Genomic DNA, 24,386 nt, shown 5'->3' on the forward strand with positions numbered 1-24,386 from the left:
ATGGCGATGTGGGGGTACCTCCCGCTTGCGGGGGAGAGGAGCGGCGCAGATGAGCGGCGGGGCAGGTGTGCCGGCGATGCCGGCACTGGATGCGTCGGGTCTGCGGGTGGCGATCGTCGCCAGCACGTGGCACACCAAGATTTGTGACGCGCTGCTCGATGGTGCACTTAGGGTGGCGGCCGATTCGGGCGTCGGCAGCCCGACGGTGGTGCGGGTGCTGGGTGCGATCGAGATTCCGGTGGTGGTGCAGGAGTTGGCCCGCAACCATGACGCCGTGGTGGCGTTGGGGGTGGTGATCCGTGGTGAGACACCGCATTTCGACTATGTGTGTGATGTGGTGACCCAGGGATTGACCAGGGTGTCGTTGGATACTTCCACGCCGGTGGGCAATGGGGTGTTGACCACCAACACCGAGGAGCAGGCGCTGGACCGCGCTGGGCTTTCGACGTCGGCCGAAGACAAGGGCGCCCAAGCCACCGCGGCTGCCCTGGCCACCGCCTTGACCCTCCGCGATCTGCGTGCGCAACAGTTGTGAACACCTCGCCCGATTGGGATGTTGAACTGCGTCCCCGCCTGACACCGTTATTCGCTTACGCCGCAGCATTTGTCATCGCTGCTGTGCACATTGTGGTGGGAATTCTGCTCAAGGTCGGGTCCAGCGGAGTGGTCTTCCAGACCGCCGATCAGGTGGCGATGGGTGTTCTGGGGCTGGTCATCGCCGGCGCTGTGTTGTTGTTCACGCGGCCGCGACTACGGGTGGGTTCCTCCGGCCTTGCGGTGCGTAACCTGTTGGGCAACAAGCTAGTTCCGTGGTCTGAGGTGGTCGGTGTGTCGTTTCCCGGCGGTAGCCGGTGGGCGCGAATCGATTTGCCCGACGACGAGTACATCCCTGTGATGGCGATTCAGGCCGTCGACAAGGAACGCGCGGTGGCGGCCATGGACGCCGTGCGCTCGTTGCTAGCCCGGTATCGACCGGACCTCATATCATCATCCAATGGCAGGCCTTCGGCGTAGTTGCGCGGCGGTCGCTTTGGTCGTCGCCGCGGTGATGTTGGTCGCCTGCACCGCATCGGTAACGGGCCGGGCGGTTCGGGCCGCTGGCCGGTCGCCCGCGCCGATTTTGGCCCGCGACCTGCTTCTGCACGACGGAGACCGCACACCGCTCGGACCAGCGGTCGCGATGAAGGTGGGCGACAATTACTTCACCAGCGCCCGTCCACCCGAATGCTCTGCGGCTCTTCTCTTTAGGGGGTCGCCGCTTCGGCCGCCCGGCTCCTCGGACTTCGCCGAGTCGGCATACCGGGTCGACGGCTCCGCGCTGTACGCCGAATCGGTTGACGTCTACAACAATTCGTTGAATCCACACGATGTCGTCTGGAATGGATTCCGTGCAGTATCCCGCTGCCACGGGGAGGCCACTCCGGTGAGTCCGAGCGGCGCATTTGCGCCAATGCAGCTCGGCGGCTTCGCCATCACGGAAGATGGCGTCCTGTCGTGGACGATGACTCATCCGAGTTGGACCTGTAACTACGGCTTGGCGGTAGTCCCACAGGTGGCTCTGCTGATATCGGCCTGCGACAGCAAGCCGGGATTCCCCATGGCCGAATGGGCGGCCAAGAGGAAAGCGCAAATCGACGCCCGAACCTGACAGGCTGTCGGCGCAGCCATCTGTTCACCAACTGGTCGGATACTGCATGTTGCGTTTCACCGCCAGAGGTCAGACATATTCATCAACAGATATGAGGAGCGTGGGTGCAGGACTATTTAAGTCATCAACATATTGATGACCCGGTCCTGCAATATCAATCAGTGGGACTATCATATCGAGGATCTCTGCGAGTTTAGCGTCGTCGAATCGCCACGCAACGGTTTGCGACCCCAGTTCGATGTCAGCCGCCCCGCTTTGTCGCACTATTCGATGCTGAATTCCGTCAACTTCGAAAGTCGCATTACCGTTTTCCCGTGCCAATCGCACAGCGGACTGAAAAATGCGAAGTCCCTCCCGATCAGCGGCTGCTAGAACTACATCGCTCCATTTGAAATCGGGAAAAAAATTGACACGAAAAACACTCATGGCCCCTCCTTCAAGTATGGGAGATCGCCTATGGGAATGTTATCCCATCGAGAATTTGGCGTATTGTGAGGATTGTAATCCCAATGTGGATGGTGCCACTTATCACCGGCGTAGTAGCGCCATTCGCCACCGTTTTGGTCCCAGAGACTTTGACCGCCGCGAGCCTGTTCGCCAGGGCGGCTCGGCGGCCCTACCGTCAGGGATCCTTCGACAGGAGGGGTAACACCGTCTGGAGGTAAACCTCGGCCCTGAGGTTCGCCCGCGGGATCGGGAGCGGGAGGGAGCTCAGCTTCAACCGGTATGCCCAGGTCCGTTAGGCGGGCTCGGATCGCGGCTTGCCTCTCAAGGAGAGGGCCCCTACCGGCCATGCAGGCGTCGTAGGCTGCCTGTTCGTTCGGCAGGACGAAGGTGCGTCCACATCGAGCGTTATAGCGGGCAATGTCAGCGTTGACAGCCTCCCATGCTGCGCGGGCTTGCGCTTCGGTCATATCTTTCGGGTCGTCCGGCGCGGGTAATTGCGGGTCTTGTTTCCAGTGGCTGTCGACGGCGTGGATGGCGCCCCTGCGGCTGTCGATCGTGGTGTGCGCGGGTGCGGTCGCGTCGGTGCAGGCGGGGACGGGCCCGGCGAATTCGGTGACGGGCTGGCGCCAATGCGCGGGCGCCATGCCCGCCATCTGCGCGGCCCCGGCGTGCAGCCTGGTGGCGATGGTTTCGTTGGTGTCTTGCAGCCGCACCGCCCGGTGAGCGATGAAGCTGCGATGCGTCTGCGCCGTTTGTTGGCGGACAACCCGCTCGGCGGGCGAGTTGTGTGAGCGGTTGTCGGTGACCGACAAATCCTCACCCACACGAAAGCCGTCGATCTCGGCTTCAGCGATGGCCTCTAGCACCTCCTCACGGGCGCCGCGTAGGGCGTCGCCGCCCCGCTTGGCGACATCAGCCATTTGCTGCGCGTGATCGACAGCGCCGATCACTGCCGTCTTGTCGGCGTGGGCCATCTGCACGGCCGATCCGGCGGCCTGCCCCCGGCCATTCGGTCCCACTGGGGCTGTTCATTTGGTCGAGGTAGGCGTTTGCGGCGCGCTCCAGCAGCGCTGCCCGCGCCCGCCATTGCGCCGCGGCAGCGGTCAACATGTCGGCGGTCTGATCAAATGCCTCGATACGCGATCGTGTCAGCGGCCCCTCGACGGCCCCCACAGCTAAGGCACCGGAACGGAGTCGACCGACGCCAGCGCCGCGCTATTGGCTTCCTCCATCGCCGCAAACCCCCCGGACGCCACCACCAGCGCCGCCGATACCGACCAAAGTCGCTGGCCGAATGCGCCGCAATACTCACCCAACCCGGCATGCATCGCCGCAGCGGCCACACCCGACAACTCCAGCGACCCGCTCAAACTCCCCACCGACGACGCCACCTGCTCCGCATGCCCGCCGACGATCCCCGACGCGGCCCGCAACGCTCCCGCAACCACATCCAACGTCTCACTGCCACTTGCCACTTCGGCCCTCCACACAAACCGTGATGACCCCGAACTCCAGACATCGCCACATGAGGTTGTCACACCGACGGCCGGATAGTCGAACCGGTAGTGCAGGCCGTGATCGGTGAATTGATGTCAGGCACGTTTCCTCGGACTTCGGCGCGGCAGTGTACCGGGTCGACGGGCTGGCGCTATACGCCGAATCGGCTGACGTCTATGGCAATTCGTTGAACCCGCACGATGTGGTCTGGCTCCGCGATCACGGAAGATGGCGTTCTGTCGTGGACGATGACTCATCCGAATTGGACGTGTAACCACGGCTTGGCGGTAGTTCCACAGGTGGCTCTGCTGATATCGGCCTGCGACAGCAAGCCGGGATTCCCCATGGCCGAATGGGCGGCGAAGAGGAAGGCGCAAATCGACGCCCGAACCTGACGATGTGATGGGAACATATCGCCAGCGATAGAAGGTTTGTGCAGGCTGTGGTAGAGAAATGCGTATATCCGTGGCAAATTGTCTGCGGCGGTGGTGCTCTCGGTGTTGACTGCGCCGCTTTTGGGGGGTGAGTTGAACCAAGAGAGGCTGCAATTGAAATGCATGAATCACGGTTGATGCACAGTGTTCGGCGGATCCTTGTCGTAGTCGGCGTAGTGCTAGGTGTTGCGGTGCTCAGCGCTGGTGTAGCCAATGCCGACGGCCCGGTCCAGTTGAAGAGCCGATTAGGCGATGTTTGTCTGGAAGCCCCGAGTGCGGGCTGGTTCACCGCGCTGGTGATCAACCCCTGCAATGGGTCGGATTTCCAGCGCTGGAATCTCAACCCTGACCAGGAGATCGAGAGCGCGGCCCGCCCCGGGGACTGCGTGAATATCGGCAATATGTTGTACGCATTTGTGCAGCCCTGCGTGAATGGGATCAGCCAGCACTGGACCGTCCAGCCCGATGGCTTGGTCAGCAATCTTGGTAGTAACTGCCTCACCGTTCTCGGCGGCCCGGACCCTGGGACTTGGGTGTCCACCCGCCTCTGTGCCCCCGGTGCACCCGACCAAGAGTGGGATACCGTTCCGTGACCGGGCTCGCTGGGGCACTTCTCGTCAGTGCAGCTGAAATGCCTGGGTCGCGGTTGATGGGCGGTATTTGCCGGGCCCTTGTCGCAGTCGGCGCAGTGTTCGGTATCGGGCTGCTCAGCGCCGGTGTGGCCAGCGCCGACGGCCCGGTCCAGCTGAAGAGCCGATTAGGCGATGTTTGCCTGGACGGCCCGAGTGGGAACTTCAATGCGCCGGCCGTGATCAACCCCTGCGACGGGTCGCCAACGCAGCGCTGGAATTTCAACTCCCCCGGGCAGATCGAGAGCGTGGCCTTTCCCGGCAACTGCTTGGCAGTCGACGTACTGAGCGAGTGGCCGGTGACCCTGGTGCCCTGTAACGGTGGGCTCGGCCAGCGTTGGAGTGACCAGCCCAACGGCCAGATCTCGACCGTCCTCGCTGGCTGCCTGAATGCTGGCTTCGGCGCGCCGAACCCGGGAACTGAGGTGAACCACCTCAATTGCGGCCTCGATGGACCCGGCGAGGAGTGGGATCGCATTCCGTGACCGGACCTGCCACCCGATCCCAACGAGCGCCGTGTTTGTAGGCGCCTTTCGAGCGCCCGCTAGCCTGGATACGCGCGCCAGATCCCGGGGCGGGTCGTCTACATCGGCAAGGCCAGGAGCAGCAGCGGCAGTCCGGCGTAATTTAACTCTTATTGAGGTTACTGTTTGCAATGGCGGTCGACGGGTCGGGCGAATTGGCGGATGGTTGCACTGCGTGAACCGCGACGCGGAATGGCGACCTCGTGGTGTTGTTGCGTTTTTGCCGCCAGACGTTAGACGTGTCTTGGCTCAAAGCGGTGCGCACCATAGATCGGGCACATCGCACCGTCACAACAGTCACATGTGTCGCTGCCCCGGTGGACACCCGATGCGCCCGGCTCTTAGCGACAACAGCCTGAGCTGCGGTGTCGTTGCCACGTTTGTAGTGGCCGCGCGGGTTTCGAGGTGGCGTTGACCTGCAGAAACCGCGTTGTCGCGCGGAGGTGGGCAGCGCGACCATAGCCTCCGGCACAGGCCAGTGTTGCAGACGTGACTAGAGAGCAATACAGACAGCCAGAGCAGAACCTCGCGTCAAATTTGAGTCATGGTGCGCGCCACCGCCGTTCGACGTAGCCCCGATTCGCTATCTTCGTGACCAGGTGCTCCGGAGCGACCGGCCCACCAGGAAGACTCTAGCGGCGCACTGCAGGTCTGGGTTTAGTGCACAATTGAACTCCACTTCGTGCCCTCCACACCAAGCAGTGATGACCCCGAACTTCAGACATCGCCATGAGGTTGTCACATCGACGGCCAGATAGTCGAACCAGCAGTGCAGGCCGTGATCGGTGACTTGATGTCAGGCACGTTTCCTCGGACTTCGCCGAGTCGGCGTATCAGTTCGACGGTCCGGCGCTGTACGCCGAATCAGTTGACGTCTGCGGCAATTCGTTGAACCCACACGAGCTCGGTGGCTTCGTCATCACGTAGATGGCGTCCTGGCGTGGACGATGACCCAATCTGAATTGGACCTGTAGCTACGGCTTGGCTAGCGACCACTAGCCTGGAATGCGTGCCAGATCCCGCGACGTATCGCCCCGCGCCCGGGTCCATCCCGGTCGAGCCGGGCGTGTACCGATTCCGCGATCTGCATGGCCGCGTCATCTACGTCGGCAAGGCCAAGAGCCTGCGCAGCAGGCTGACGTCATACTTCGCCGACGTTGCCAGCCTGCACCCACGGACCCGCCAGATGGTGACCACCGCGGCCAAGGTCGAGTGGACGGTGGTCAACACCGAGGTCGAAGCGCTGCAGCTGGAATATAACTGGATCAAGGAGTTCGACCCGCGGTTCAATGTCCGCTACCGCGACGACAAGTCGTATCCGGTGCTGGCCGTCACCCTCAACGAGGAGTTCCCCCGGCTGATGGTCTATCGCGGCCCACGACGCAAGGGTGTCCGGTATTTCGGGCCGTACTCGCACGCGTGGGCAATCCGCGAAACGCTGGACCTGCTCACCCGGGTGTTCCCGGCGCGAACCTGCTCAGTTGGAGTTTTCAAGCGGCACAAGCAGATAGACCGTCCGTGTCTGCTTGGCTACATCGACAAATGCTCGGCCCCGTGCGTCGGCCGGGTCAGCGCCGAGCAGCATCGCCAGATCGTGACGGACTTCTGCGACTTCCTCTCCGGCAAGACCGACCGCTTTGCCCGCGAGTTGGAACAGCGGATGAATGCTGCGGCCGAGGAACTCGACTTTGAGCGGGCCGCGCGGCTCCGGGACGACTTGGCCGCGCTGAAGCGGGCCATGGAAAAGCAGGCCGTGGTGCTCGGCGACGGCACCGACGCCGACGTGGTGGCGTTTGCCGACGACGAACTGGAAGCGGCGGTGCAGGTGTTCCATGTCCGCGGCGGCCGGGTTCGTGGCCAGCGTGGCTGGATTGTCGAAAAGCCCGGAGACACAGGAGATTCCGGTGAGGAACAGTTGGTCGAACAGTTCCTGACCCAGTTCTATGGTGAGCAGGCCGAACTCGACGGCTCAGCCGACGAATCCGTCAACCCCGTTCCGCGCGAGGTGCTGGTGCCATGTCTGCCGTCCAATAGCGACGAACTGGCCAGCTGGCTGTCCGCCCTGCGCGGATCCCGCGTCGCGCTGCGGGTACCGCGCCGCGGGGATAAGCGGGCGCTCGCTGAAACGGTGCAGCGCAACGCGAAAGAAGCACTGCAGCAACACAAGTTGAAGCGCGCCGGCGACTTCAACGCCAGATCCGCTGCGCTGCAGAACATTCAGGATGCACTGGGCCTGGCCGATGCGCCACTACGGATCGAGTGCGTTGACGTCAGCCACGTGCAGGGCACCGACGTGGTGGGCTCGTTGGTGGTCTTCGAGGACGGCCTGCCGCGCAAGTCTGACTACCGCCACTTCGGCATCCGGGACGCGGCCGGACACGGGCAATCCAACGACGTGGCCTCCATCGCCGAGGTCACCCGGCGCCGGTTCCTACGTCACCTACACGACCAGAACGATCCGAATCTGCTTTCTCCGGAAGGTAAATCGCGCCGGTTCGCCTACCCGCCCAACCTGTACGTGGTCGACGGCGGCGCACCGCAAGTCAACGCGGCCAGCGCCGTGCTCGAGGATCTCGGTATCACCGATGTCGCGGTGATCGGCCTGGCCAAGCGGCTCGAAGAGGTATGGGTGCCGTCGGAGCCGGATCCAATCATCATGCCGCGCAACAGCGAGGGACTCTACCTGTTGCAGCGGGTGCGCGACGAGGCGCACCGATTCGCCATCACCTACCATCGCAGCAAGCGATCCAAGCGGATGACGGCATCGGCGCTGGACTCGGTGCCGGGCTTGGGCGAGCATCGGCGCAAAGCGTTAGTCACCCATTTCGGATCGATAGCCCGCCTCAAGGAGGCCACCGTCGACCAGATCACCGCCGTCCCGGGCATCGGCGTAGCCACGGCCGCGGCCGTCCTCGAGGCACTGAGACCGGACGAGCCCGCAGCGTCTGGCGGCGCGGGAGGCACGGCATGACCAACGCCGACGCATCGGCCGGCATCGACGTCGTACTGGTCACCGGTTTATCGGGGGCCGGGCGCGGCACGGCGGCCAAAGTGCTCGAAGACCTCGGCTGGTATGTGGCCGACAATCTGCCTCCCCAGCTGATCACCCGCATGGTGGACCTCGGGTTGGCAGCCGGATCACGCATCACCCAACTGGCGGTGGTGATGGACGTGCGGTCGCGCGGATTCACCGGCGACCTCGACTCGGTGCGCACCGAACTGGCAACTCGTAACATCACCCCCCGCGTGGTGTTCATGGAGGCCTCGGACGACATGTTGGTGCGCCGATACGAACAAAACCGCCGGAGCCATCCGCTGCAGGGCGAGCAGACCCTGGCCGAGGGCATTGCCGCCGAACGCCGGATGCTGGCTCCGGTTCGCGCCACCGCCGACCTGATCATCGACACGTCGGCGCTGTCCGTACGCGGGTTGAGGGAGAGCATCGAGCGCGCATTCGGCAACAGCGGCGGCGCGACCACTAGTGTCACGGTCGAGTCGTTCGGCTTCAAGTATGGACTGCCGATGGACGCCGACATGGTGATGGACGTTCGGTTCCTGCCGAACCCGCACTGGGTGGACGAGTTGCGGCCACTGACCGGCCAACACGCCGCGGTGCGGGACTATGTGCTCGGCCAGCCGGGCGCGGCCGAATTTCTGCAGACTTACCATCGATTGCTATCCCTGGTTGTCGACGGCTATCGCCGGGAGGGAAAGCGGTACATGACGGTCGCCATCGGCTGCACAGGTGGTAAGCACCGCAGCGTCGCGATCGCGGAGGCATTGATGGGACTGCTGCGGTCGGATCTGAAACTGGCGGTGCGGGTACTACACCGGGACCTGGGTCGCGAATGACCGACGCGCTGAGCCAACCCGCAAGTCACAACATCGTTGCGCTGGGCGGCGGACACGGCCTATACGCGACGCTGTCGGCGGCTCGCCGGCTGACTCCCTACGTCACCGCTGTGGTGACCGTCGCCGACGACGGCGGATCGTCGGGCCGGCTACGCAGCGAACTGGACGTGGTGCCGCCAGGTGATTTGCGAATGGCCTTGGCGGCGCTGGCATCCGACAGCCCGTATGGCCGGTTGTGGGCGACCATCCTGCAACACCGATTCGGCGGCAACGGCGCGCTTGCCGGACATCCGATCGGGAACTTGATCCTCGCCGGCCTCAACGAGGTGCTCGCCGACCCCGTCGCCGCCCTCGACGAACTCGGGCGCATCCTCGGCGTCAAGGGCAGGGTGCTGCCGATGTGCCCGATCGCGCTGCAAATCGAGGCCGACGTCTCCGGGCTGGAGTCTGACCCGCGAATGTTCCGGTTGATCCGCGGTCAGGTGGCGATCGCCACCACACCTGGAAAGGTGCGACGGGTGCGCTTGCTGCCCGCCGACCCACCGGCTACCCGCCAAGCTGTCGACGCCATCATGGCCGCCGACCTGGTGGTGTTGGGGCCCGGGTCGTGGTTTACCAGCGTGATTCCGCACGTGCTGGTGCCGGGTCTGGCGACAGCGTTGCGGACCACGACGGCCCGCCGTGCCCTGGTGCTCAATCTGGTGGCCGAGCCGGGGGAGACGGCCGGTTTCTCGGTGGAGCGCCATCTACACGTGCTGGCCCAGCACGCGCCCGGATTCACCGTGGACGAGATCATCATCGACGCCGAACGAGTGCCGAGCGATCGGGAGCGCGAGCAGCTGCGCCGGACCGCAACCCTGCTACAGGCAGAGGTCCACTTCGCCGACGTGGCCAGACCTGGTACACCTTTACATGACCCGGGCAAGCTGGCGGCCGTCCTGGATGGGGTGCGGGCGCGTGACCTGACTAGTGAGAAAGGCCCGGCAGCGGCTTCGACGACGGCCACAGCTGAGGTACCGATCGACGATGGACGACCGAGGGGTGACGACGCGTGGCGATGACGACCGAAGTGAAGGACGAGCTGAGCCGTCTGGTAGTCAAATCGGTCAGCGCGCGGCGCGCAGAGGTCACCTCCCTGCTGAGGTTCGCCGGCGGGCTGCACATCGTGGGCGGGCGCGTGGTCGTGGAAGCCGAGGTGGATCTGGGCAGCATCGCGAGGCGGCTGCGCAAGGACATCTTCGACCTGTACGGCTACAACGCGGTGGTGCATGTCTTGTCGGCCAGCGGGATTCGGAAGAACACCCGATACGTCCTGCGGGTCGCGAATGACGGTGAGGCGCTGGCACGTCAAACCGGACTGCTCGACATGCGTGGGCGTCCCGTGCGCGGTCTGCCGGCTCAGGTCGTCGGCGGCAGCATTGGTGACGCCGAAGCGGCGTGGCGCGGAGCCTTTTTGGCGCACGGGTCGTTGACCGAGCCGGGACGTTCCTCGGCATTGGAGGTCAGCTGCCCCGGTCCCGAGGCGGCGCTGGCCCTGGTGGGGGCTGCGCGTCGGCTCGGGGTAAGTGCGAAGGCCCGCGAGGTGCGTGGCGCGGATCGCGTCGTGGTACGTGACGGCGAGGCGATCGGCGCGTTGCTGACCCGGATGGGCGCGCAGGACACCAGGCTGATCTGGGAAGAACGCCGGATGCGTCGCGAGGTGCGAGCCACCGCCAACCGGCTTGCCAATTTCGACGACGCCAATCTGCGCCGCTCGGCCCGGGCCGCGGTTGCGGCGGCCGCTCGGGTAGAGCGTGCATTGGAGATACTCGGCGAAAGCGTGCCCGAACATCTGGCGTCGGCCGGCAGGCTGCGCGTCGAGCACCGGCAAGCGTCCCTGGAGGAACTCGGCCGGCTTGCCGACCCGCCGATGACGAAGGACGCGGTCGCTGGACGAATTCGGCGTTTGCTGTCGATGGCTGATCGCAAGGCGAAGGTGGAGGGAATCCCCGACACGGAATCGGCGGTGACTCCCGACCTGTTGGAAGATGCCTAGCGCGGCACGGCAGCGTCCCACGCCTATTTCGGTGCGACGCACACGAGCTGACTGACCGCAGGCGGTATCGCGGGCCCTTCGACTTCTTCGGGCGGCTGCAGTGACACCGACGCCGAATCGCAGCGTTGTCCGGAACCGGGAGTCTTGATATCGGTGACGACGAATTTGGAAAACTGCCTGCCGTTTTCACCCGCGGAAAGATCAGCCACTTTTGGCAACGGCAGCGATTCGTCGCACGCTAATGGTGCGTAGAGCAGTACCCCCGGTGGTGTCCCCGAACCGGTCACCGCCGGGTAGCAGTAACCGACCCGCACCAGGTATTTGAGGCAGTAATACTTCCGGCCGTCTCGGGTGATCGATTCATAGTCGATCCGGACGCAGCCCGAAGCGTTGGCATGAAATCCGTCGTTGCGCAGTTGGGCGTTCGGGCTGTCACAGGGCACAACTTCCGGATGAGGGGGCGCCAACTTGGAGTTGTAGGTAAACCTGTTCAGGCACTGGCCGGTGTCCATCGAGAACACTAACTTCAGGGTCGACGCGTCGTAGCCCCGTGGCTTGTTGTATCCCCACACCGAACTCGCATCGCACCCGCCCAACAGCAGCACAATGACTCCGAGTATCGCCGAAATAGCAAGCTTTTCAGCGCGAGTCCGCGATCGGTCCGAAAAGCCCGACGAAGCCCGCGGCGCAGCCTGCACATGCCGACGATAGCCGCCCCTGCCATCGCTTCACACCGAGATCGTGGGCGGGATTGTTCGCTCATAACCTGGCCCGGCGGGCAGGCGAGGGCTACGGTCATGGCATGAAGCGGCTCTCAAGCGTTGATGCGGCGTTTTGGTCAGCAGAAACAGCAGGCTGGCATATGCACGTTGGTGCGCTGGCGATTTGCGATCCGAGTCACGCCCCGGACTACAGCTTCCACCGACTCCGCGAACTGATCAATGAGAGATTGCCGGAGTTGCCGCAGTTGCGGTGGCGCGTCACCGGCGCCCCGTTGGGACTCGACCGGCCATGGTTCGTCGAGGACCAGGAGCTTGACGTCGACTTTCACGTCCGTCGCATCGGCGTTCCCGCGCCCGGTGGCCGCCGCGAGGTCGAGGAGCTCGTGGGCCGGCTGATGTCCTACAAACTGGACCGTTCCCGCCCGCTATGGGAGCTATGGGTCATTGAGGGCGTCGAGGGCGGCCGCATCGCGACCCTGACCAAAATGCATCACGCCATCGTCGACGGGGTTTCTGGCGCCGGGCTAGGCGAAATCCTTTTGGACGTAACGCCGGAACCGCGACCGCCGCAAGAGGAAAATGTGGGATCGCTGGTCGGGTTCCAGCTCCCGGGCTTGGAAAGGCGCGCCATAGGTGCTCTCATCAACGTCGGGATCATGACTCCGTTCCGCATAGCCAGACTGTTGGAGCAGACCGTGCGTCAGCAGATCGCCGCGTTGGGTGTTGCTAGCAGACCGCCGCGATACTTCGAGGCGCCCAAGACGAGGTTCAATGCAGCCGTGTCGCCGCACCGGCGGATTAGTGGCGCGCGCGTGGAGCTGGCCCGGGCCAAGACGGTCAAGGACGCGTTCGGCGTCAAGCTCAACGACGTGGTGCTTGCGATGGTCGCCGGAGCGGCCAGCGCTTATCTGCAGAAGCGCGACGAGCTGCCGACCAAGCCGCTGATCGCTCAGATCCCGGTCTCCACCCGTACCGACGAGACGAAGGATCAAGTGGGGAACCAAATCAGCTCGATGACCGCGTCGCTAGCCACCCACATCGAAGACCCCGCCAAGCGCCTGGCGGCCATTCACGAGAGCACCCAGAGCGCCAAGGAGATGGCCAAGGCGCTGTCGGCGCATCAGATCATGGGGCTGACCGAAACCACGCCGCCCGGCCTGCTACAGCTGGCCGCCCGCGCCTACACGGCCACCGGGCTGTCGCACAGTTGGGCTCCCATCAACCTGGTCGTCTCCAATGTCCCCGGTCCACCCTTCCCGCTGTACATGGCCGGCGCCAAGCTGGATTCCCTGGTGCCACTTGGGCCACCGGTCATGGACGTGGCATTGAACATCACGTGCTTCTCGTATCAGGACTACCTGGACTTCGGATTCGTGACCACACCCGAGGTGGCCAACGACATCGACGAGATGGCCGACGCCATCGAGCCGGCGCTGGCCGAACTGGAGCGCGCCGCGGAATCCCTGTAGGCGCACCTGTGACTGGGGTTTAGCGTGGCTAGCCGCCGGAGGGCGGGCGGCTGGTCACGTATACCCAGGACAAGAACCGGGCTACGGCCTCCGCGGTTTGATGCGCCCGCGGCGATCCGAAGATGTCGAAGGCGTGCTGGGCGTTGGGCAGGTCGGCGTAGGCTACGGGCGCCTTGGACACGCTTCGCAGTTCCTCGACGAACGCCTGCGCTTCGCCGACCGGAATGAGCGAGTCGTCGTGACCGTGCAGCACAAAGAACGGCGGCGCGTCAGCGTGCACGTGCCGGATCGGTGACGCGTCCAGGAAGACGTCGCGGTGAGTGCTGAATTTCTTTTTCACGACGAACTTTTCGAGCAGCCCGACGAACTCGGGACGGCCCGCACCGTCGGTGGAATACCAGTCGTAGCGCCCGTAGATTGGCACTGCGGCGACCACCGAGGTGTCGGCTTCTTCGAAGCCAGGCTGAAACATCGGATCGTTGGGAGTCAGGGCTGCCAACGCGGACAGGTGACCGCCGGCGGACCCCCCGCTGATCGCGACGAAGTTCGGGTCGCCACCGTAGGCCGCGATGTTCTCCTTGACCCAGGACAGGGCGCGTTTGACGTCGACGATGTGGTCGGGCCAGGTGTGCACCGGAGAAACCCGATAGTTCAGCGATACGCACACCCAGCCGCGCGAAACCAGGTGGCTCATCAAGGGATACGCCTGCGGTCGGCGCCAACCGAGCACCCATGCGCCGCCGGGCACCTGCACGAGCACCGGCGCCTTGCCGTCACGCGGCAGGTCGCGGCGCCGCCAGATGTCGGCCAGGTTGGCGCGCCCGTGCGGACCGTAGCGCACGATGTTGGTCTTTTCGACATAGCGCCGGCGCGCCACGGTGGTGCGGAAAGGCGGATTGCGCGAGCCAATTCCGTTGCGACGTGTCGGTTGCGCTGGTAGGGCTTCCAGTTCCTTGGCGTAGTCGGGCCCGAGTTGCTCGCTTAGGCCCGCCTCCAGCACCGGGCCGGGCGTGGTGACACCGCGGTAGCGGATCACCGCCAGGATGGCCCAGGACGCCGCCGTCAAGCCCAGCGCCGCCTTCCCTTTGCGCCCGGCGAAGTCGCCACGGCGGCTGCGGCGCAGTACGTCCAGCAGCGAGGCGGTGAAGTAGATTCCTGGCACCTCGGATGTCGGCCAGCCGAACCAGAACACCAGTACGGTGCTGTAGCCTTTACGTGCTATTGGCCGTAATCCGTTGGCGGCGTTGATGAATTCGACTGCCGCGCGCGCGAGTGGTCTCGGACGGATTCTCATCAGCCGCTGATCCGTGATTGCAGTTCGGCGCGCAGGATCTTGCCGGTGCTGCCGCGGGGAAGTTCGTCGAGGACGGCGATTTCACGGGGCACCTTGTAGTTGGCAAGGTTGTCCCGAATGTGTTGCTTGAGTGTCTCGGGAGTGGCCGTCCCATCCGTTTCCAGTACCACGAAAGCCGCCAGCCGCTGGCCGTACTGCTCGTCGTCGACGCCGATCACCGCGGCCTCCGCCACATCGGGGTGCGCGGCCAGCGTCTTTTCCACCTCGATCGGATACACATTTTCGCCTCCGGAGACGATCATCTCGTCGTCACGGCCCACCACGAACAACCGTCCGGCGGCGTCGAGGTAGCCAACGTCGCCCGACGACATGAACCCGGCCTGGAAATCTTTGGTTGTGCCCGAGGTATAGCCGTCGAACTGGGTGTCGTTGCGGACATAGATGCTGCCGATCTCGCCGGCGGGCACCTCGTTGAGTTCGGAGTCCAGGATGCGGATTTCGGTTCCTTCGGCGGGCATGCCCGCGGTGTCGGGAGCGGCGCGCAGGTCGGCCGGGGTGGCAGTGGCGATCATGCCCGCCTCGGTGGCGTTGTAGTTGTTGTAGATCACGTCGCCAAACTGGTCCATGAACGCGATCACGACGTCGGGCCGCATCCGCGAACCGGAGGCGGCGGCGAACCGTAATGACCGGCCGCTGTAGCGGTTTCGCACATGCTCGGGCAGTGCCATGATGCGGTCGAACATCACCGGTACCACCGCCAGGCCCGTCGCCCGGTAGCGGTCGACGAGGTCAAGCGTGGCCTCGGGGTCGAACTTGCGCCGGGTCACCACGGTGCAGGCCAGCGACGCCGCGAGTACCAATTGCGAAAAGCCCCACGCGTGGAACATCGGTGCCACTATTACGATCGGCTCCTCGGCTCGCCACGGTGTGCGGTCCAGGATCGCCTTGAGTGTGCCAATGCCGCCGCCCCCGCCGGAGTGCTTGGCGCCCTTGGGTGTTCCGGTGGTACCGGAGGTCAGCAGGATTACTTTTCCTTTTTTGCGCCCGTTTCCCGCGCGTACCGGCCGTTGCCCGTCATGGGAGGCAATGAGTTTCTCGACGGTGAGGTCGTGCGGCTCGTCGGCCCAGGCGACAATGCGGGTGGCATCGGGTGTGTCGGCCAACGCGCGATCCACGGTGGCGGTGAACTCTTCGTCGTAGACTATCGCGTCGACGTTTTCCCGGGCCACCACGTCGGCCAGGGCCGGGCCGGCGAACGATGTGTTGAGTAGCAGGATGTCGGCGCCAATTCTGTTGGCTGCCAACAGTGAATCGACGAAGCCACGGTGATTGCGGCACATGATGCCGACGACGCGCGGCGGCCCGTCCGGCAGACCCTGCAGCGCGGCGGCGAACGCATTACTGCGCTCGTCGAGCTCTCGCCAAGTCAGGGGCCCTAATTCGTCGATCAAACCTGGGCGGTCCGGGCAGCGTTGCGCCGCACCGGCGAAGCCCGATGTGAAGCCCATGCCTTCGCGGCGCATGGCGGCGGCGATTCGTAGGTATCGGTCCGGTCGCATGGGCGCGATCATTCGGGCGCGCCGCAAGGTGTTGATCAGGCTGCGGACTTGGCCGATGCGAGATGCCACGCTCAGCCCACGATCGGGAAACGACGTTTGGCGGCAAGCTCGTTGAGGCCCTGTTGCATCACCGACCGCACGTGCTCGTCGACTTCGTCAACGTCGGGCTCATCGCCGAATTGCTTGGCGATGTCGATCGGCTCCAGCACCTGCGTCACGAGCTTGCTGGGCAGCGGCACGTTGGGTGGGATGACGGCGCTGAACCCGAACGGAAAGCCGAACGACAGCGGCAGAATATCGCTGCGCAGCAGACGTTTCAGCCCGATCCGCTCGGCCAGCCAGGTGCCGCGGGACAGGTAGAGCTGCGTTTCCTGTCCACCGACGGAGACTGCGGGCACTATGGGCACACCGGCCTCGATTGCCGTGCTGACGTATCCCTTGCGGCCGTTGAAGTCGATGACGTTCTCCGAAGCCGTGGGCCGGTAGGCGTCGTAGTCGCCGCCGGGAAAGACGATCACCACCCCACCGCTCCGCAGCGCCTTGGCCGCATTCTCGCGGTTGGCCCGGATGTAGCCGATACGCCGGAACAGCGGCCCGGTGACGCCCATGAAGAGGATGTCGTGGCTCAGTGTGTAGACGGGTCGGTCGTAGCCGAACTTCTCGTAGAAATCGACGGAAAAGATCGGAACATCCATCGGGAACATGCCGCCGGAGTGGTTGGCGACGACAAGGGCCCCGCCCGGTGGGAAGGAATCCAGGCCATGCACCTCAGAGCGGAAGTACGTCTTCAATACCGGGCGCATCACGCTGATCACGCGCTGCGTCATCGCAGGGTCGAACTTACCGATGTCGTCTTCGCCATCTGGACTGCTCACTTGAGCTCCCTTGCTGTCGAGTCCCTCGATGGTAGCGACGGGGGCTTTGCACCAGCGCCTCAGGCGGGCACAGTGATGGGTGGGTGGTCGGCAGAAGGGACGCAGAGGTGGTCCAGGTCGATGATGAGATCGATGGCAGGCCCATTTCGTTGATCGTTCGACGGATGGACAAGATTCGCGACGAGTTCATCGCGGAGCTGTTCGACGCCATGAAGGCCGAGATCCAAGGCCTCAATTACGACACCCGGATGATGGACATGTGGCGGGCGAGCCTCACCGAGAACGTGGTGGCGGCCATTCACTACCTGGATCGAGACGCGCCGACGTCCTTGATCGAGGCCCCTGCGGCCGCGCTGGCGTACGCTCGCGCGGCCGCCCAGCGCGATATCCCATTGGCGCCGTTGGTTCGCGCACACCGGCTTGGGCACGCGCGGTTTCTCGAGGTGGCGATGCAGTACGTCTCGGCCCTGGAGCCAGCTCAGCAGGTGCCGACGATTATCGAGCTGGTAAATCGCGCGGCCAGGCTGATCGACCTGGTGGCCGACCAGCTGATCATGGCGTACGAGGAGGAGCACGAGCGCTGGGTGAGCCGCCGCGGCGGCCTGCAACAGCGGTGGGTCAGTGAGGTGCTTGCCGGTACCCCGGTCGACGTTCCGCGTGCCGAAAAGGTGTTGCGCTATCGGTTGGACGGTGCGCATCTCGCGGCGGTGGTGTGGGTGGACGCGGCGGTACCCATCGGAGAGGTGGCGGCATTGTTCGATCAGGTGCGCTGCCTTCTGGCCCTGGAATTGAGCCCGGAAGTGGGCCCAGCGGCGGGCTCGATGATGGTGCCGACGGACGAGCGCGAGGCGCGGCTGTGGTTCACGCCGGTGTCAAATCTGGCCATCGATCCGTCGCGGATTCGCGCCGCGGTCGAGACGGCGGGAATCCGGGCCCGCCTGGCGGTCGGTCGGGTGGGGGACGGGCTGCACGGCTTCCGGGCGTCGTTGCGACAGGCCGAGCTGGTGAAGTCGGTGGCCCATGCCGGCGGACGCCGTTGCGGCGCCCGGATCGTTTTCTATGACGACGTCGCGCCGGTGGCGTTGCTGGCTGGCGATGTGGATGAGCTGCGCCGCTTCGTGGCTGATGTGCTGGGCGATCTCGGGGTTGACGATGAGCGCAACGAGTGGCTGCGTGAGACACTGCGCGAGTTCTTGGCTCGCAACCGCAGTTATGTTGCGACGGCCGAGGCGATGATCCTGCACCGCAACACCATTCAGTACCGGGTGGCCCAGGCGATGGAACGCTGCGGACAAAGTTTCGACGATCCGGATGCCGTGTTCAAGGTGCAGGTAGCGCTCGAGGTCTGTCGATGGATGGCTCCGGGAGTCCTGCGCGCGGCCAATTAGCCGTGCTTTTATGCGGGGCGCACAAAGGTGATCTTGAGCTTCATCGTCGGCGCATATGGTGCTCGCCGGACTCTGCGCGATAGCGTGTGCCCGCATCAAATCGCAAACCCTGGGCGAGGCTCGCCCGAACTCTCGGAGGGCGCGGTGTGCGGTCCGGTAGGACCGCAAAGTCTCGCGTGGCCGCATCGAGGAAGCATCCCTGCGTGATGAGGGGTCGCGCGGAGGGCTGTCCCGTTGCGATCCCGCGCCGATGACCCGCGCCCGTCCGAGCTCAGAACTATATCCGCGCTGCGGCAAGGGGTGAGTCCCCCCTTGCCGCAGCATCTTTCGGCGCCGTCGGCAATTCGGAGTCGGTGAGCTTGCCCAATCCGGTCGGCAGGATCGACCCGCCCGTCTGGCGCTGCCGATACATTGTTAATCGCAGGTTATCGCCAGCCGGGTTTCACATCTCTCGGGAATGAGGCCGCCATGGGATTCATGTCACCGGAGCTTCCGGACGTTGACCACGCCACGTGGCCGGCCCTGCCCCGGGCAACGCGACTACAAGTGGTGACCCGGCACTGGGCGGAACACGGCTTCGGTACGCCGTACGCGGTGTATCTGCTCTACCTGTTCAAGATTGCGCTGTATATCGCCGCCCCCGCTGCGATCATTTCGTTGACCCCCGGCCTGGGCGGGCTGAGTCACATCGGTGACTGGTGGACGCAACCGATCGTGTACCAGAAGGTCATCATCTTCACGCTGCTGTTCGAGGTCCTTGGCCTTGGCTGCGGATCCGGACCGCTGACCGGGCGATTCATGCCGCCGATCGGCGGAGTCCTTTATTGGTTGCGACCCAATACGATTCGATTGCCCGCCTGGCCGGACAAGGTCCCATTCACACGCGGCGACACTCGCACCATCGTCGACGTCGCCCTCTACGCCATCGTGTTGATCGGGGGGTTTTGGGCGCTGCTGTCATCCGGCTCGCCCGGTCAAGGCGGGTCCGGTCTCACCCCCGCCGGCGATGTCGGGTTGATCAACCCCGTCCTGGGGATCCCTACGATCGTCGCTCTGGCGCTGTTGGGACTGCGTGACAAGACCATCTTCCTGGCCGCCCGCGGTGAACACTATTGGCTGAAGCTGTTCGTATTCTTCTTCCCGTTCACCGATCAGATAGCGGCTTTCAAGATCATCATGCTCTGCCTGTGGTGGGGGGCGGCGACTTCCAAGCTCAACCACCATTTCCCGTACGTCGTGGCGGTGATGACGAGCAACAACGCCCTGCTACGCAGCCGGCTGTTCAGGCCGATCAAGCGGCTGCTCTACCTGGACCACGTCAACGACCTGAGGCCGTCTTGGTTGCCGAAGTTGATGGCCCACGTCGGCGGGACCACGGCGGAATTCCTGGTTCCTGCGGTACTGGTCCTCGTGGCCGACGGTCAACCCTGGCGGTGGTTCCTGATCGGGTTCATGGTGATCTTCCACCTCAACATCCTGTCCAACCTCCCGATGGGAGTCCCGTTGGAGTGGAACGTGTTCTTCATCTTCTCGCTGTTCTATCTGTTCGGGCACTACGGCGCGATCGAGGCCACCGATCTTCGGTCACCGCTGTTGCTAGTCATCCTGATCGTCGTGGTGGCCATTGTGATCGCGGGAAACATGTTTCCCGAAAAGATTTCGTTCTTGCCCGCCATGCGCTACTACGCCGGCAACTGGGCCACCAGTATCTGGTGCTTCCGCGCCGGCGCCGAGGACAATATAGAGGCCAACATCGTGAAAAGCTCTGCGCTCGTTGTCAATCAGCTGGCCAAGCTCTACGACGTAGACACCGCCGAGGTGATGGCCGACAAGGTCGCGGCGTTCCGGGCGATGCACACCCATGGCAGGGCGCTCAACGGCCTAATACCGCGCGCGATCGACAACGACGCGGATTACAAGGTGCGCGAAGGAGAGATCGTTGCCGGGCCCCTGCTGGGATGGAATTTCGGCGAGGGCCACCTGCATAACGAACAGCTGCTGGCCGCGGTACAGCGGCGGTGCAACTTTGCGGAGGGTGACGTCCGGGTCATCATCCTTGAAGGCCAACCGGTCCACGTCCAGAAGCAGTGGTACCGCATTGTCGACGCCAAGACTGGTTTGATCGAGTCCGGCTACGTCAACGTCGAGGACATGCTGTCCCGCCAGCCGTGGCCCGAAACCGGCGACGAGTTTCCGGTCCACATCACGACGCAACCGGTCGTCCACGGCGAGTCATGACCAACGCGGTCGTGGTCGGTGCCGGGCCTAACGGCCTGGCCGCGGCCATTCACCTCGCGCGTCACGGCGTTGACGTCCAGGTGCTGGAGGCCAGCGACACGATCGGCGGCGGAGCGCGCTCGGGCGAACTGACGCTGCCCGGAGTCATCCACGACCACTGCTCAGCATTTCACCCGCTCGGTGTCGGCTCACCGTTCTGGAAGGAGATCGACCTTCAAAGCTACGGGCTGACGTGGAAGTGGCCGGAGATTGACTGCGCGCATCCGCTCGACGACGGCACCGCCGGACTGCTGTTCCACTCGATTGACGAGACGGTGGGCCGCATGGGTTCCGATGGCAAACGCTGGCGCTTCGCCTTCGGCGACCTTGCCGCTGGGTTCGACGAGTTGGCCGGCGATCTCCTTCGCCCGGTGCTCAACATTCCGCGGCATCCGGTCCGACTGGCCCGGTTCGGTCCGCGGGCGGTGTTGCCCGCCACCGCAATGGCGCGCTGGTTTCGCACCGAACAGGCACGTGCACTGTTCGGAGGGGCGGCTGCCCACGTCTACACCCGGCTGGACCGGCCCCTGACCGCGTCACTTGGGTTGATGGTCTTGGCCAGCGGCCATCGCTACGGCTGGCCCGTGGCGCAAGGCGGATCGGGATCGATCGTGCGGGCTCTGGGCGCAGCCGTGCAGGCGCACGGCGGGAGTATCACCACCGGCGTTGCCGTCATGAGCCGTCGCGACATTCCCGATGCCGACATCGTCATGCTTGACCTCAGCCCGGCCGCGGTCCTGGCCCTCTACGGCGATGTGATGCCGGCCCGGATCAAGCGGTCCTATCGGCGCTTTCGCCAAGGGTCGTCGGCCTTCAAGGTGGACTTCGCGATCGAAGGCGACATCCCGTGGACGAATCCCGACTGTGGGCGTGCGGGCACCGTCCACCTCGGCGGGACGTTCGCCGAGATCGCCGATACCGAACGTCAACGCGCACAAGGGAAGATGGCGCAGCGCCCGTTCCTGCTGGTCGGGCAGCAGTACCTGGCCGACCCGTCGCGCTGCGCGGGCAATATCAACCCGATATGGGCTTACGCGCACGTACCGTTCGGCTACACCGGTGATGCCACCGCCGCCATAACGGACCAGATTGAGCGGTTCGCCCCGGGATTCCGCGATCGCATCGCCGCAACCGTCAGCAAGTCCACCGCCGAACTACAGGCATACAACGGCAACTACATAGGTGGCGACATCATCGGCGGTGCCAACGACGGGCTGCAGGTCATCTTCCGGCCGCGGGTGGCCGTCGACCCATATGCGACCGGTGCGCCGGGGGTCTACCTCTGTTCGCAGTCGGCGCCGCCGGGGGCCGGAATCCACGGATTGTGCGGCTACCATGCCGCCGAGTCAGCGCTGCGGTCGCTGCGTAAACGGCGCGGCCGATGAAGCCACCATCGGTCGCGACGAACCGGCTCCTGGGCCCGGGGTGGATGGGCCTGCGCAATCCGGAAGGGGAAATTAGCCTCAGCGCGCACCAGTCGTCGGAGCGGCAGCCGGTGGGCCGGGCGGAACCGGCTGACCGGGCACCGGCCCGCCAGCTGGCGCGTTACCACTCGGCGCATCCTTAACCCCGGACATGCCAATGAGTGGAGCACCGGCCACACCGTCCGCGGGAGCACCAGCCAACACCGGGCCAAGCGCAATCAGCGGAGTACCAGCCGGCACCACTGGAAGCGGCGCAACCGCTGGTACTGGTGCGACGGCGGGTACTGGTGCGACGGCGGGTACTGGTGCGACGGCGGGTACTGGTGCGACGGCGGGTACTGGTGCGACGGCGGGTACTGGTGCGACGGCGGGTACTGGTGCGACGGCGGGTACTGGCGCGACGGCGGGTATTGGGGCAACCGCTGGCACCGGCCCAGGCACAACGAACGGAACACCAGACATGTCAGTGAGTGCAGCACTGCACACGTCCGCGGCTGCCGGTCCGCTGCCTGCTGCTGGCCCGGTGCCTGCCGCTGGCCCGCCGCCGGCCGCTGGCCCGCCTCCCGGCCAGCAGCAACCGGCGGCTGCCGCTCCGCCGGCGGCTACCGGCGCGTCGCCCGCCATCCCCTGGATGCACGCGTGGCCGCCCGTTATCAGCGGGGTGGCTGCGGCAACCGGGCTTAACGCGATGGCAGCACCGCACAACCCGGCGCTGGCAACCACTCTGATGTTGAACCGATCCACAATCCCCATCAGCGTCAACTCTCCTTTATTTCGCGCTCAGATCTTCCGCAATCAATTGGTGCAGCAGAACCGCATAGCCCTACCGAGGTCTTTCTTCAACGTCCGCCCAATTGTCAGCGCTCACGTGGAACACGACCCGCGCCGCACCGCGCCGTTTCCAAATGGTGACGTCACGACGGTGTCACAAGTCGGCGTAACTTCTGTGGACACCGATGGACCTGCACGAATGTGGTTGGACGCGCCGCACTTTCACGATGCCTTGATTGCGGTGCGGCTTGCACCAGATTGGTCTAACCCTGCAGCCACGGGTGGCCCGATCGCCTCCGGCGGGATACCGATGTCGTGAACGAATGCCTGCGATATCGATGTGGTCCGCGCATGCCGGCCTTCGTCACTCGTGGCCGACTTCAACCGTACTTGCTGCAAAGGGTGAACCTGCCCTTTTAGGGGTGCTCGGCAACGGTTGGCCGTCTCATCTAGGCTGACGGCGAGCAGTTTTTCAGCGGAGGCGAATACGACCCCACAAGTAGACAAGGGAGAGACAGGTGACGGTCCGAGTAGGCATCAACGGTTTTGGTCGAATCGGACGCAACTTCTACCGGGCCTTATTGGCCCAGAAGGAGCAGGGCACCGCAGATGTCGAGGTGATCGCCGTCAACGACATCACCGACAACAGCACGCTGGCGCACCTGCTCAAATTCGACTCCATCCTGGGCCGGCTGCCCCATGACGTCAGCCTCGAAGGTGAAGACACCATCGTGGTAGGAACCGACAAGATCAAGGCGCTCGCGGTGCGGGAGGGGCCTGCGGCATTGCCGTGGGGAGACCTCGGTGTCGACGTCGTCGTCGAGTCCACCGGGCTGTTCACCAACGCGGCCAAGGCCAAGGGGCATCTGGACGCCGGCGCCAAGAAGGTGATCATCTCCGCGCCGGCCACCGACGAGGACATCACCATCGTGCTGGGGGTCAACGACGACAAGTACGACGGCAGCCAGAACATCATCTCCAACGCGTCGTGCACCACGAACTGCCTTGCGCCGCTGGCCAAAGTGCTCGACGACGAGTTCGGCATCGTCAAGGGCCTGATGACCACCATCCACGCCTACACCCAGGATCAGAACCTGCAGGACGGACCGCACAAAGACCTGCGCCGGGCTCGCGCCGCGGCGCTGAACATCGTGCCGACCTCGACCGGAGCGGCCAAGGCCATCGGCCTGGTGATGCCCCAACTGAAGGGCAAACTTGACGGGTACGCCCTGCGGGTGCCCATCCCCACCGGTTCGGTCACCGACCTGACAGCCGACCTGTCCAAATCAGCCAGCGTCGACGAGATCAATGCGGCGTTCAAGGCGGCCGCCGAGGGCAAACTCAAAGGGATCCTGAAGTACTACGACGCGCCGATCGTCTCCAGTGACATCGTCACCGATCCGCACAGCTCGATCTTCGACTCCGGCCTGACCAAAGTGATCGGCGACCAGGCCAAAGTGGTGTCCTGGTACGACAACGAGTGGGGTTACTCCAACCGGCTCGTTGACCTGGTCGCGATGGTCGGCAAGTCGCTATAAGTC

The 24,386-nt window shown here is 64.6% G+C and carries 22 protein-coding genes and 1 pseudogene; 15 read left to right on the top strand and 8 right to left on the bottom strand.

From position 1 onward, the window contains the following. Positions 1-49: 49 nt before the first annotated feature. Genes ribH through MSIMFI_RS23200 form a run of 3 tightly spaced genes read left to right on the top strand, consistent with a single transcriptional unit; the run spans position 50 to position 1,648 of the window. A complete protein-coding gene (gene ribH, locus MSIMFI_RS23190) occupies positions 50-535 on the top strand; it encodes a 6,7-dimethyl-8-ribityllumazine synthase (RefSeq protein ID WP_191499334.1) in 486 nt (161 codons plus the stop codon). Further along, positions 532-1,014 carry a PH domain-containing protein gene (locus tag MSIMFI_RS23195; RefSeq protein WP_191499335.1) on the top strand — a complete coding sequence of 161 codons (483 nt, stop codon included), beginning with the start codon at positions 532-534 and terminating at the stop codon, positions 1,012-1,014. Before ribH ends, MSIMFI_RS23195 begins: the two co-directional genes overlap by 4 nt. Further along, the gene (locus MSIMFI_RS23200) at positions 995-1,648 is read left to right on the top strand and encodes a sensor domain-containing protein (RefSeq protein ID WP_191499336.1); all 654 of its coding nucleotides are present in this window, start codon (positions 995-997) and stop codon (positions 1,646-1,648) included. The genes MSIMFI_RS23195 and MSIMFI_RS23200 overlap by 20 nt, the downstream gene beginning before the upstream one ends. A 69-nt stretch (positions 1,649-1,717) precedes the next feature. Here MSIMFI_RS23200 and MSIMFI_RS23205 read toward each other — a convergent pair whose 3' ends face one another. The 3 genes from MSIMFI_RS23205 to MSIMFI_RS23215 all read right to left on the bottom strand — a co-directional run bounded on the left by MSIMFI_RS23205 (position 1,718) and on the right by MSIMFI_RS23215 (position 3,570). Next, on the bottom strand, positions 1,718-2,074 hold the full coding sequence (locus MSIMFI_RS23205) for a hypothetical protein (RefSeq protein ID WP_191499337.1): 357 nt from the start codon (positions 2,072-2,074) through the stop codon (positions 1,718-1,720). Then, the gene (locus MSIMFI_RS23210; protein WP_224770392.1) at positions 2,071-3,114 is read right to left on the bottom strand and encodes a hypothetical protein; all 1,044 of its coding nucleotides are present in this window, start codon (positions 3,112-3,114) and stop codon (positions 2,071-2,073) included. Before MSIMFI_RS23210 ends, MSIMFI_RS23205 begins: the two co-directional genes overlap by 4 nt. A gap of 156 nt (positions 3,115-3,270) precedes the next feature. Beyond that, entirely contained in the window at positions 3,271-3,570 is a 300-nt protein-coding gene (locus MSIMFI_RS23215; protein WP_191499338.1) for a hypothetical protein, read from the bottom strand. A 128-nt stretch (positions 3,571-3,698) separates the two neighbouring features. Between MSIMFI_RS23215 and MSIMFI_RS29395 the strand changes: the two are divergent. From MSIMFI_RS29395 to whiA, 7 genes and pseudogenes are all read left to right on the top strand, one after another. Next, positions 3,699-3,987, top strand: a pseudogene (locus MSIMFI_RS29395) (hypothetical protein); the annotation flags it as partial. Between the two features lie 158 nt (positions 3,988-4,145). After that, entirely contained in the window at positions 4,146-4,619 is a 474-nt protein-coding gene (locus tag MSIMFI_RS23220; protein WP_191499339.1) for an Rv1419 family lectin, read from the top strand. 38 nt (positions 4,620-4,657) lie between these two features. Then, entirely contained in the window at positions 4,658-5,140 is a 483-nt protein-coding gene (locus tag MSIMFI_RS23225; RefSeq protein ID WP_191499809.1) for an Rv1419 family lectin, read from the top strand. 1,048 nt (positions 5,141-6,188) lie between these two features. Then, entirely contained in the window at positions 6,189-8,150 is a 1,962-nt protein-coding gene (gene uvrC, locus MSIMFI_RS23230; protein ID WP_191499340.1) for an excinuclease ABC subunit UvrC, read from the top strand. Then, on the top strand, positions 8,147-9,031 hold the full coding sequence (gene rapZ, locus MSIMFI_RS23235) for an RNase adapter RapZ (protein WP_191499341.1): 885 nt from the start codon (positions 8,147-8,149) through the stop codon (positions 9,029-9,031). The genes uvrC and rapZ overlap by 4 nt, the downstream gene beginning before the upstream one ends. Beyond that, positions 9,028-10,092 carry a YvcK family protein gene (locus MSIMFI_RS23240; RefSeq protein ID WP_191499342.1) on the top strand — a complete coding sequence of 355 codons (1,065 nt, stop codon included), beginning with the start codon at positions 9,028-9,030 and terminating at the stop codon, positions 10,090-10,092. Before rapZ ends, MSIMFI_RS23240 begins: the two co-directional genes overlap by 4 nt. Next, the gene (gene whiA / locus MSIMFI_RS23245) at positions 10,089-11,066 is read left to right on the top strand and encodes a DNA-binding protein WhiA (protein ID WP_186242803.1); all 978 of its coding nucleotides are present in this window, start codon (positions 10,089-10,091) and stop codon (positions 11,064-11,066) included. The genes MSIMFI_RS23240 and whiA overlap by 4 nt, the downstream gene beginning before the upstream one ends. 23 nt (positions 11,067-11,089) lie before the next feature. Here whiA and MSIMFI_RS23250 read toward each other — a convergent pair whose 3' ends face one another. Continuing rightward, a complete protein-coding gene (locus MSIMFI_RS23250; protein WP_224770394.1) occupies positions 11,090-11,764 on the bottom strand; it encodes a hypothetical protein in 675 nt (224 codons plus the stop codon). Between the two features lie 104 nt (positions 11,765-11,868). Between MSIMFI_RS23250 and MSIMFI_RS23255 the strand changes: the two genes are divergently transcribed. Then, positions 11,869-13,257, top strand: a complete 1,389-nt coding sequence (locus tag MSIMFI_RS23255) for a WS/DGAT/MGAT family O-acyltransferase (protein ID WP_191499343.1) — start codon at positions 11,869-11,871, stop codon at positions 13,255-13,257. Between the two features lie 28 nt (positions 13,258-13,285). On the opposite strand, the gene MSIMFI_RS23260 is transcribed toward MSIMFI_RS23255, so the two are convergent. The 3 genes from MSIMFI_RS23260 to MSIMFI_RS23270 are packed head-to-tail and all read right to left on the bottom strand — an operon-like array spanning position 13,286 to position 16,937. Beyond that, positions 13,286-14,551 carry an alpha/beta hydrolase gene (locus MSIMFI_RS23260; RefSeq protein ID WP_191499344.1) on the bottom strand — a complete coding sequence of 422 codons (1,266 nt, stop codon included), beginning with the start codon at positions 14,549-14,551 and terminating at the stop codon, positions 13,286-13,288. After that, on the bottom strand, positions 14,551-16,179 hold the full coding sequence (gene fadD12 / locus MSIMFI_RS23265) for an acyl-CoA ligase FadD12 (RefSeq protein WP_224770395.1): 1,629 nt from the start codon (positions 16,177-16,179) through the stop codon (positions 14,551-14,553). The genes MSIMFI_RS23260 and fadD12 overlap by 1 nt, the downstream gene beginning before the upstream one ends. 2 nt (positions 16,180-16,181) lie before the next feature. Next, positions 16,182-16,937, bottom strand: coding sequence for a lysophospholipid acyltransferase family protein (locus tag MSIMFI_RS23270; protein ID WP_191499812.1), 756 nt, complete (start codon positions 16,935-16,937; stop codon positions 16,182-16,184). Between the two features lie 212 nt (positions 16,938-17,149). On the opposite strand from MSIMFI_RS23270, the gene MSIMFI_RS23275 reads away from it, so the two are divergent. From MSIMFI_RS23275 to MSIMFI_RS23285, 3 genes are all read left to right on the top strand, one after another. Continuing rightward, the gene (locus MSIMFI_RS23275) at positions 17,150-18,373 is read left to right on the top strand and encodes a PucR family transcriptional regulator (protein ID WP_191499813.1); all 1,224 of its coding nucleotides are present in this window, start codon (positions 17,150-17,152) and stop codon (positions 18,371-18,373) included. Between the two features lie 468 nt (positions 18,374-18,841). Beyond that, positions 18,842-20,611, top strand: a complete 1,770-nt coding sequence (locus MSIMFI_RS23280; protein WP_191499345.1) for a DUF3556 domain-containing protein — start codon at positions 18,842-18,844, stop codon at positions 20,609-20,611. After that, positions 20,608-22,035: a phytoene desaturase family protein gene (locus MSIMFI_RS23285; RefSeq protein WP_191499346.1), complete on the top strand. Its 1,428-nt coding sequence runs from the start codon at positions 20,608-20,610 to the stop codon at positions 22,033-22,035. Before MSIMFI_RS23280 ends, MSIMFI_RS23285 begins: the two co-directional genes overlap by 4 nt. A gap of 78 nt (positions 22,036-22,113) precedes the next feature. Here the strand turns inward: MSIMFI_RS23285 and MSIMFI_RS23290 are convergent, their stop codons facing one another. After that, positions 22,114-22,827: a hypothetical protein gene (locus MSIMFI_RS23290; protein WP_396820571.1), complete on the bottom strand. Its 714-nt coding sequence runs from the start codon at positions 22,825-22,827 to the stop codon at positions 22,114-22,116. A gap of 536 nt (positions 22,828-23,363) precedes the next feature. On the opposite strand from MSIMFI_RS23290, the gene gap reads away from it, so the two are divergent. Continuing rightward, the gene (gene gap, locus MSIMFI_RS23295) at positions 23,364-24,383 is read left to right on the top strand and encodes a type I glyceraldehyde-3-phosphate dehydrogenase (protein ID WP_186242809.1); all 1,020 of its coding nucleotides are present in this window, start codon (positions 23,364-23,366) and stop codon (positions 24,381-24,383) included. The last annotated feature ends 3 nt before the right edge of the window (positions 24,384-24,386 follow it).

The organism is Mycobacterium simulans (genome assembly GCF_900232995.1).
Lineage (GTDB): Bacteria > Actinomycetota > Actinomycetes > Mycobacteriales > Mycobacteriaceae > Mycobacterium > Mycobacterium simulans.

Excerpts from the sequence above, each read along its gene's own strand:
- MSIMFI_RS23220 (WP_191499339.1), top strand. The coding sequence starts at position 4,146 with ATGCATGAATCACGGTTGATGCACAGTGTTCGGCGGATCCTTGTCGTA.
- rapZ (WP_191499341.1), top strand. The coding sequence starts at position 8,147 with ATGACCAACGCCGACGCATCGGCCGGCATCGACGTCGTACTGGTCACC.
- MSIMFI_RS23205 (WP_191499337.1), bottom strand. The coding sequence starts at position 2,074 with ATGAGTGTTTTTCGTGTCAATTTTTTTCCCGATTTCAAATGGAGCGAT.
- MSIMFI_RS23260 (WP_191499344.1), bottom strand. The coding sequence starts at position 14,551 with ATGAGAATCCGTCCGAGACCACTCGCGCGCGCGGCAGTCGAATTCATC.
- MSIMFI_RS23270 (WP_191499812.1), bottom strand. The coding sequence starts at position 16,937 with ATGACGCAGCGCGTGATCAGCGTGATGCGCCCGGTATTGAAGACGTAC.
- MSIMFI_RS23255 (WP_191499343.1), top strand. The coding sequence starts at position 11,869 with ATGAAGCGGCTCTCAAGCGTTGATGCGGCGTTTTGGTCAGCAGAAACA.
- ribH (WP_191499334.1), top strand. The coding sequence starts at position 50 with ATGAGCGGCGGGGCAGGTGTGCCGGCGATGCCGGCACTGGATGCGTCG.
- MSIMFI_RS23280 (WP_191499345.1), top strand. The coding sequence starts at position 18,842 with ATGGGATTCATGTCACCGGAGCTTCCGGACGTTGACCACGCCACGTGG.
- MSIMFI_RS23240 (WP_191499342.1), top strand. The coding sequence starts at position 9,028 with ATGACCGACGCGCTGAGCCAACCCGCAAGTCACAACATCGTTGCGCTG.
- MSIMFI_RS23275 (WP_191499813.1), top strand. The coding sequence starts at position 17,150 with ATGGACAAGATTCGCGACGAGTTCATCGCGGAGCTGTTCGACGCCATG.
- MSIMFI_RS23225 (WP_191499809.1), top strand. The coding sequence starts at position 4,658 with ATGCCTGGGTCGCGGTTGATGGGCGGTATTTGCCGGGCCCTTGTCGCA.
- MSIMFI_RS23200 (WP_191499336.1), top strand. The coding sequence starts at position 995 with ATGGCAGGCCTTCGGCGTAGTTGCGCGGCGGTCGCTTTGGTCGTCGCC.
- MSIMFI_RS23290 (WP_396820571.1), bottom strand. The coding sequence starts at position 22,827 with ATGGGGATTGTGGATCGGTTCAACATCAGAGTGGTTGCCAGCGCCGGG.
- MSIMFI_RS23285 (WP_191499346.1), top strand. The coding sequence starts at position 20,608 with ATGACCAACGCGGTCGTGGTCGGTGCCGGGCCTAACGGCCTGGCCGCG.
- whiA (WP_186242803.1), top strand. The coding sequence starts at position 10,089 with ATGACGACCGAAGTGAAGGACGAGCTGAGCCGTCTGGTAGTCAAATCG.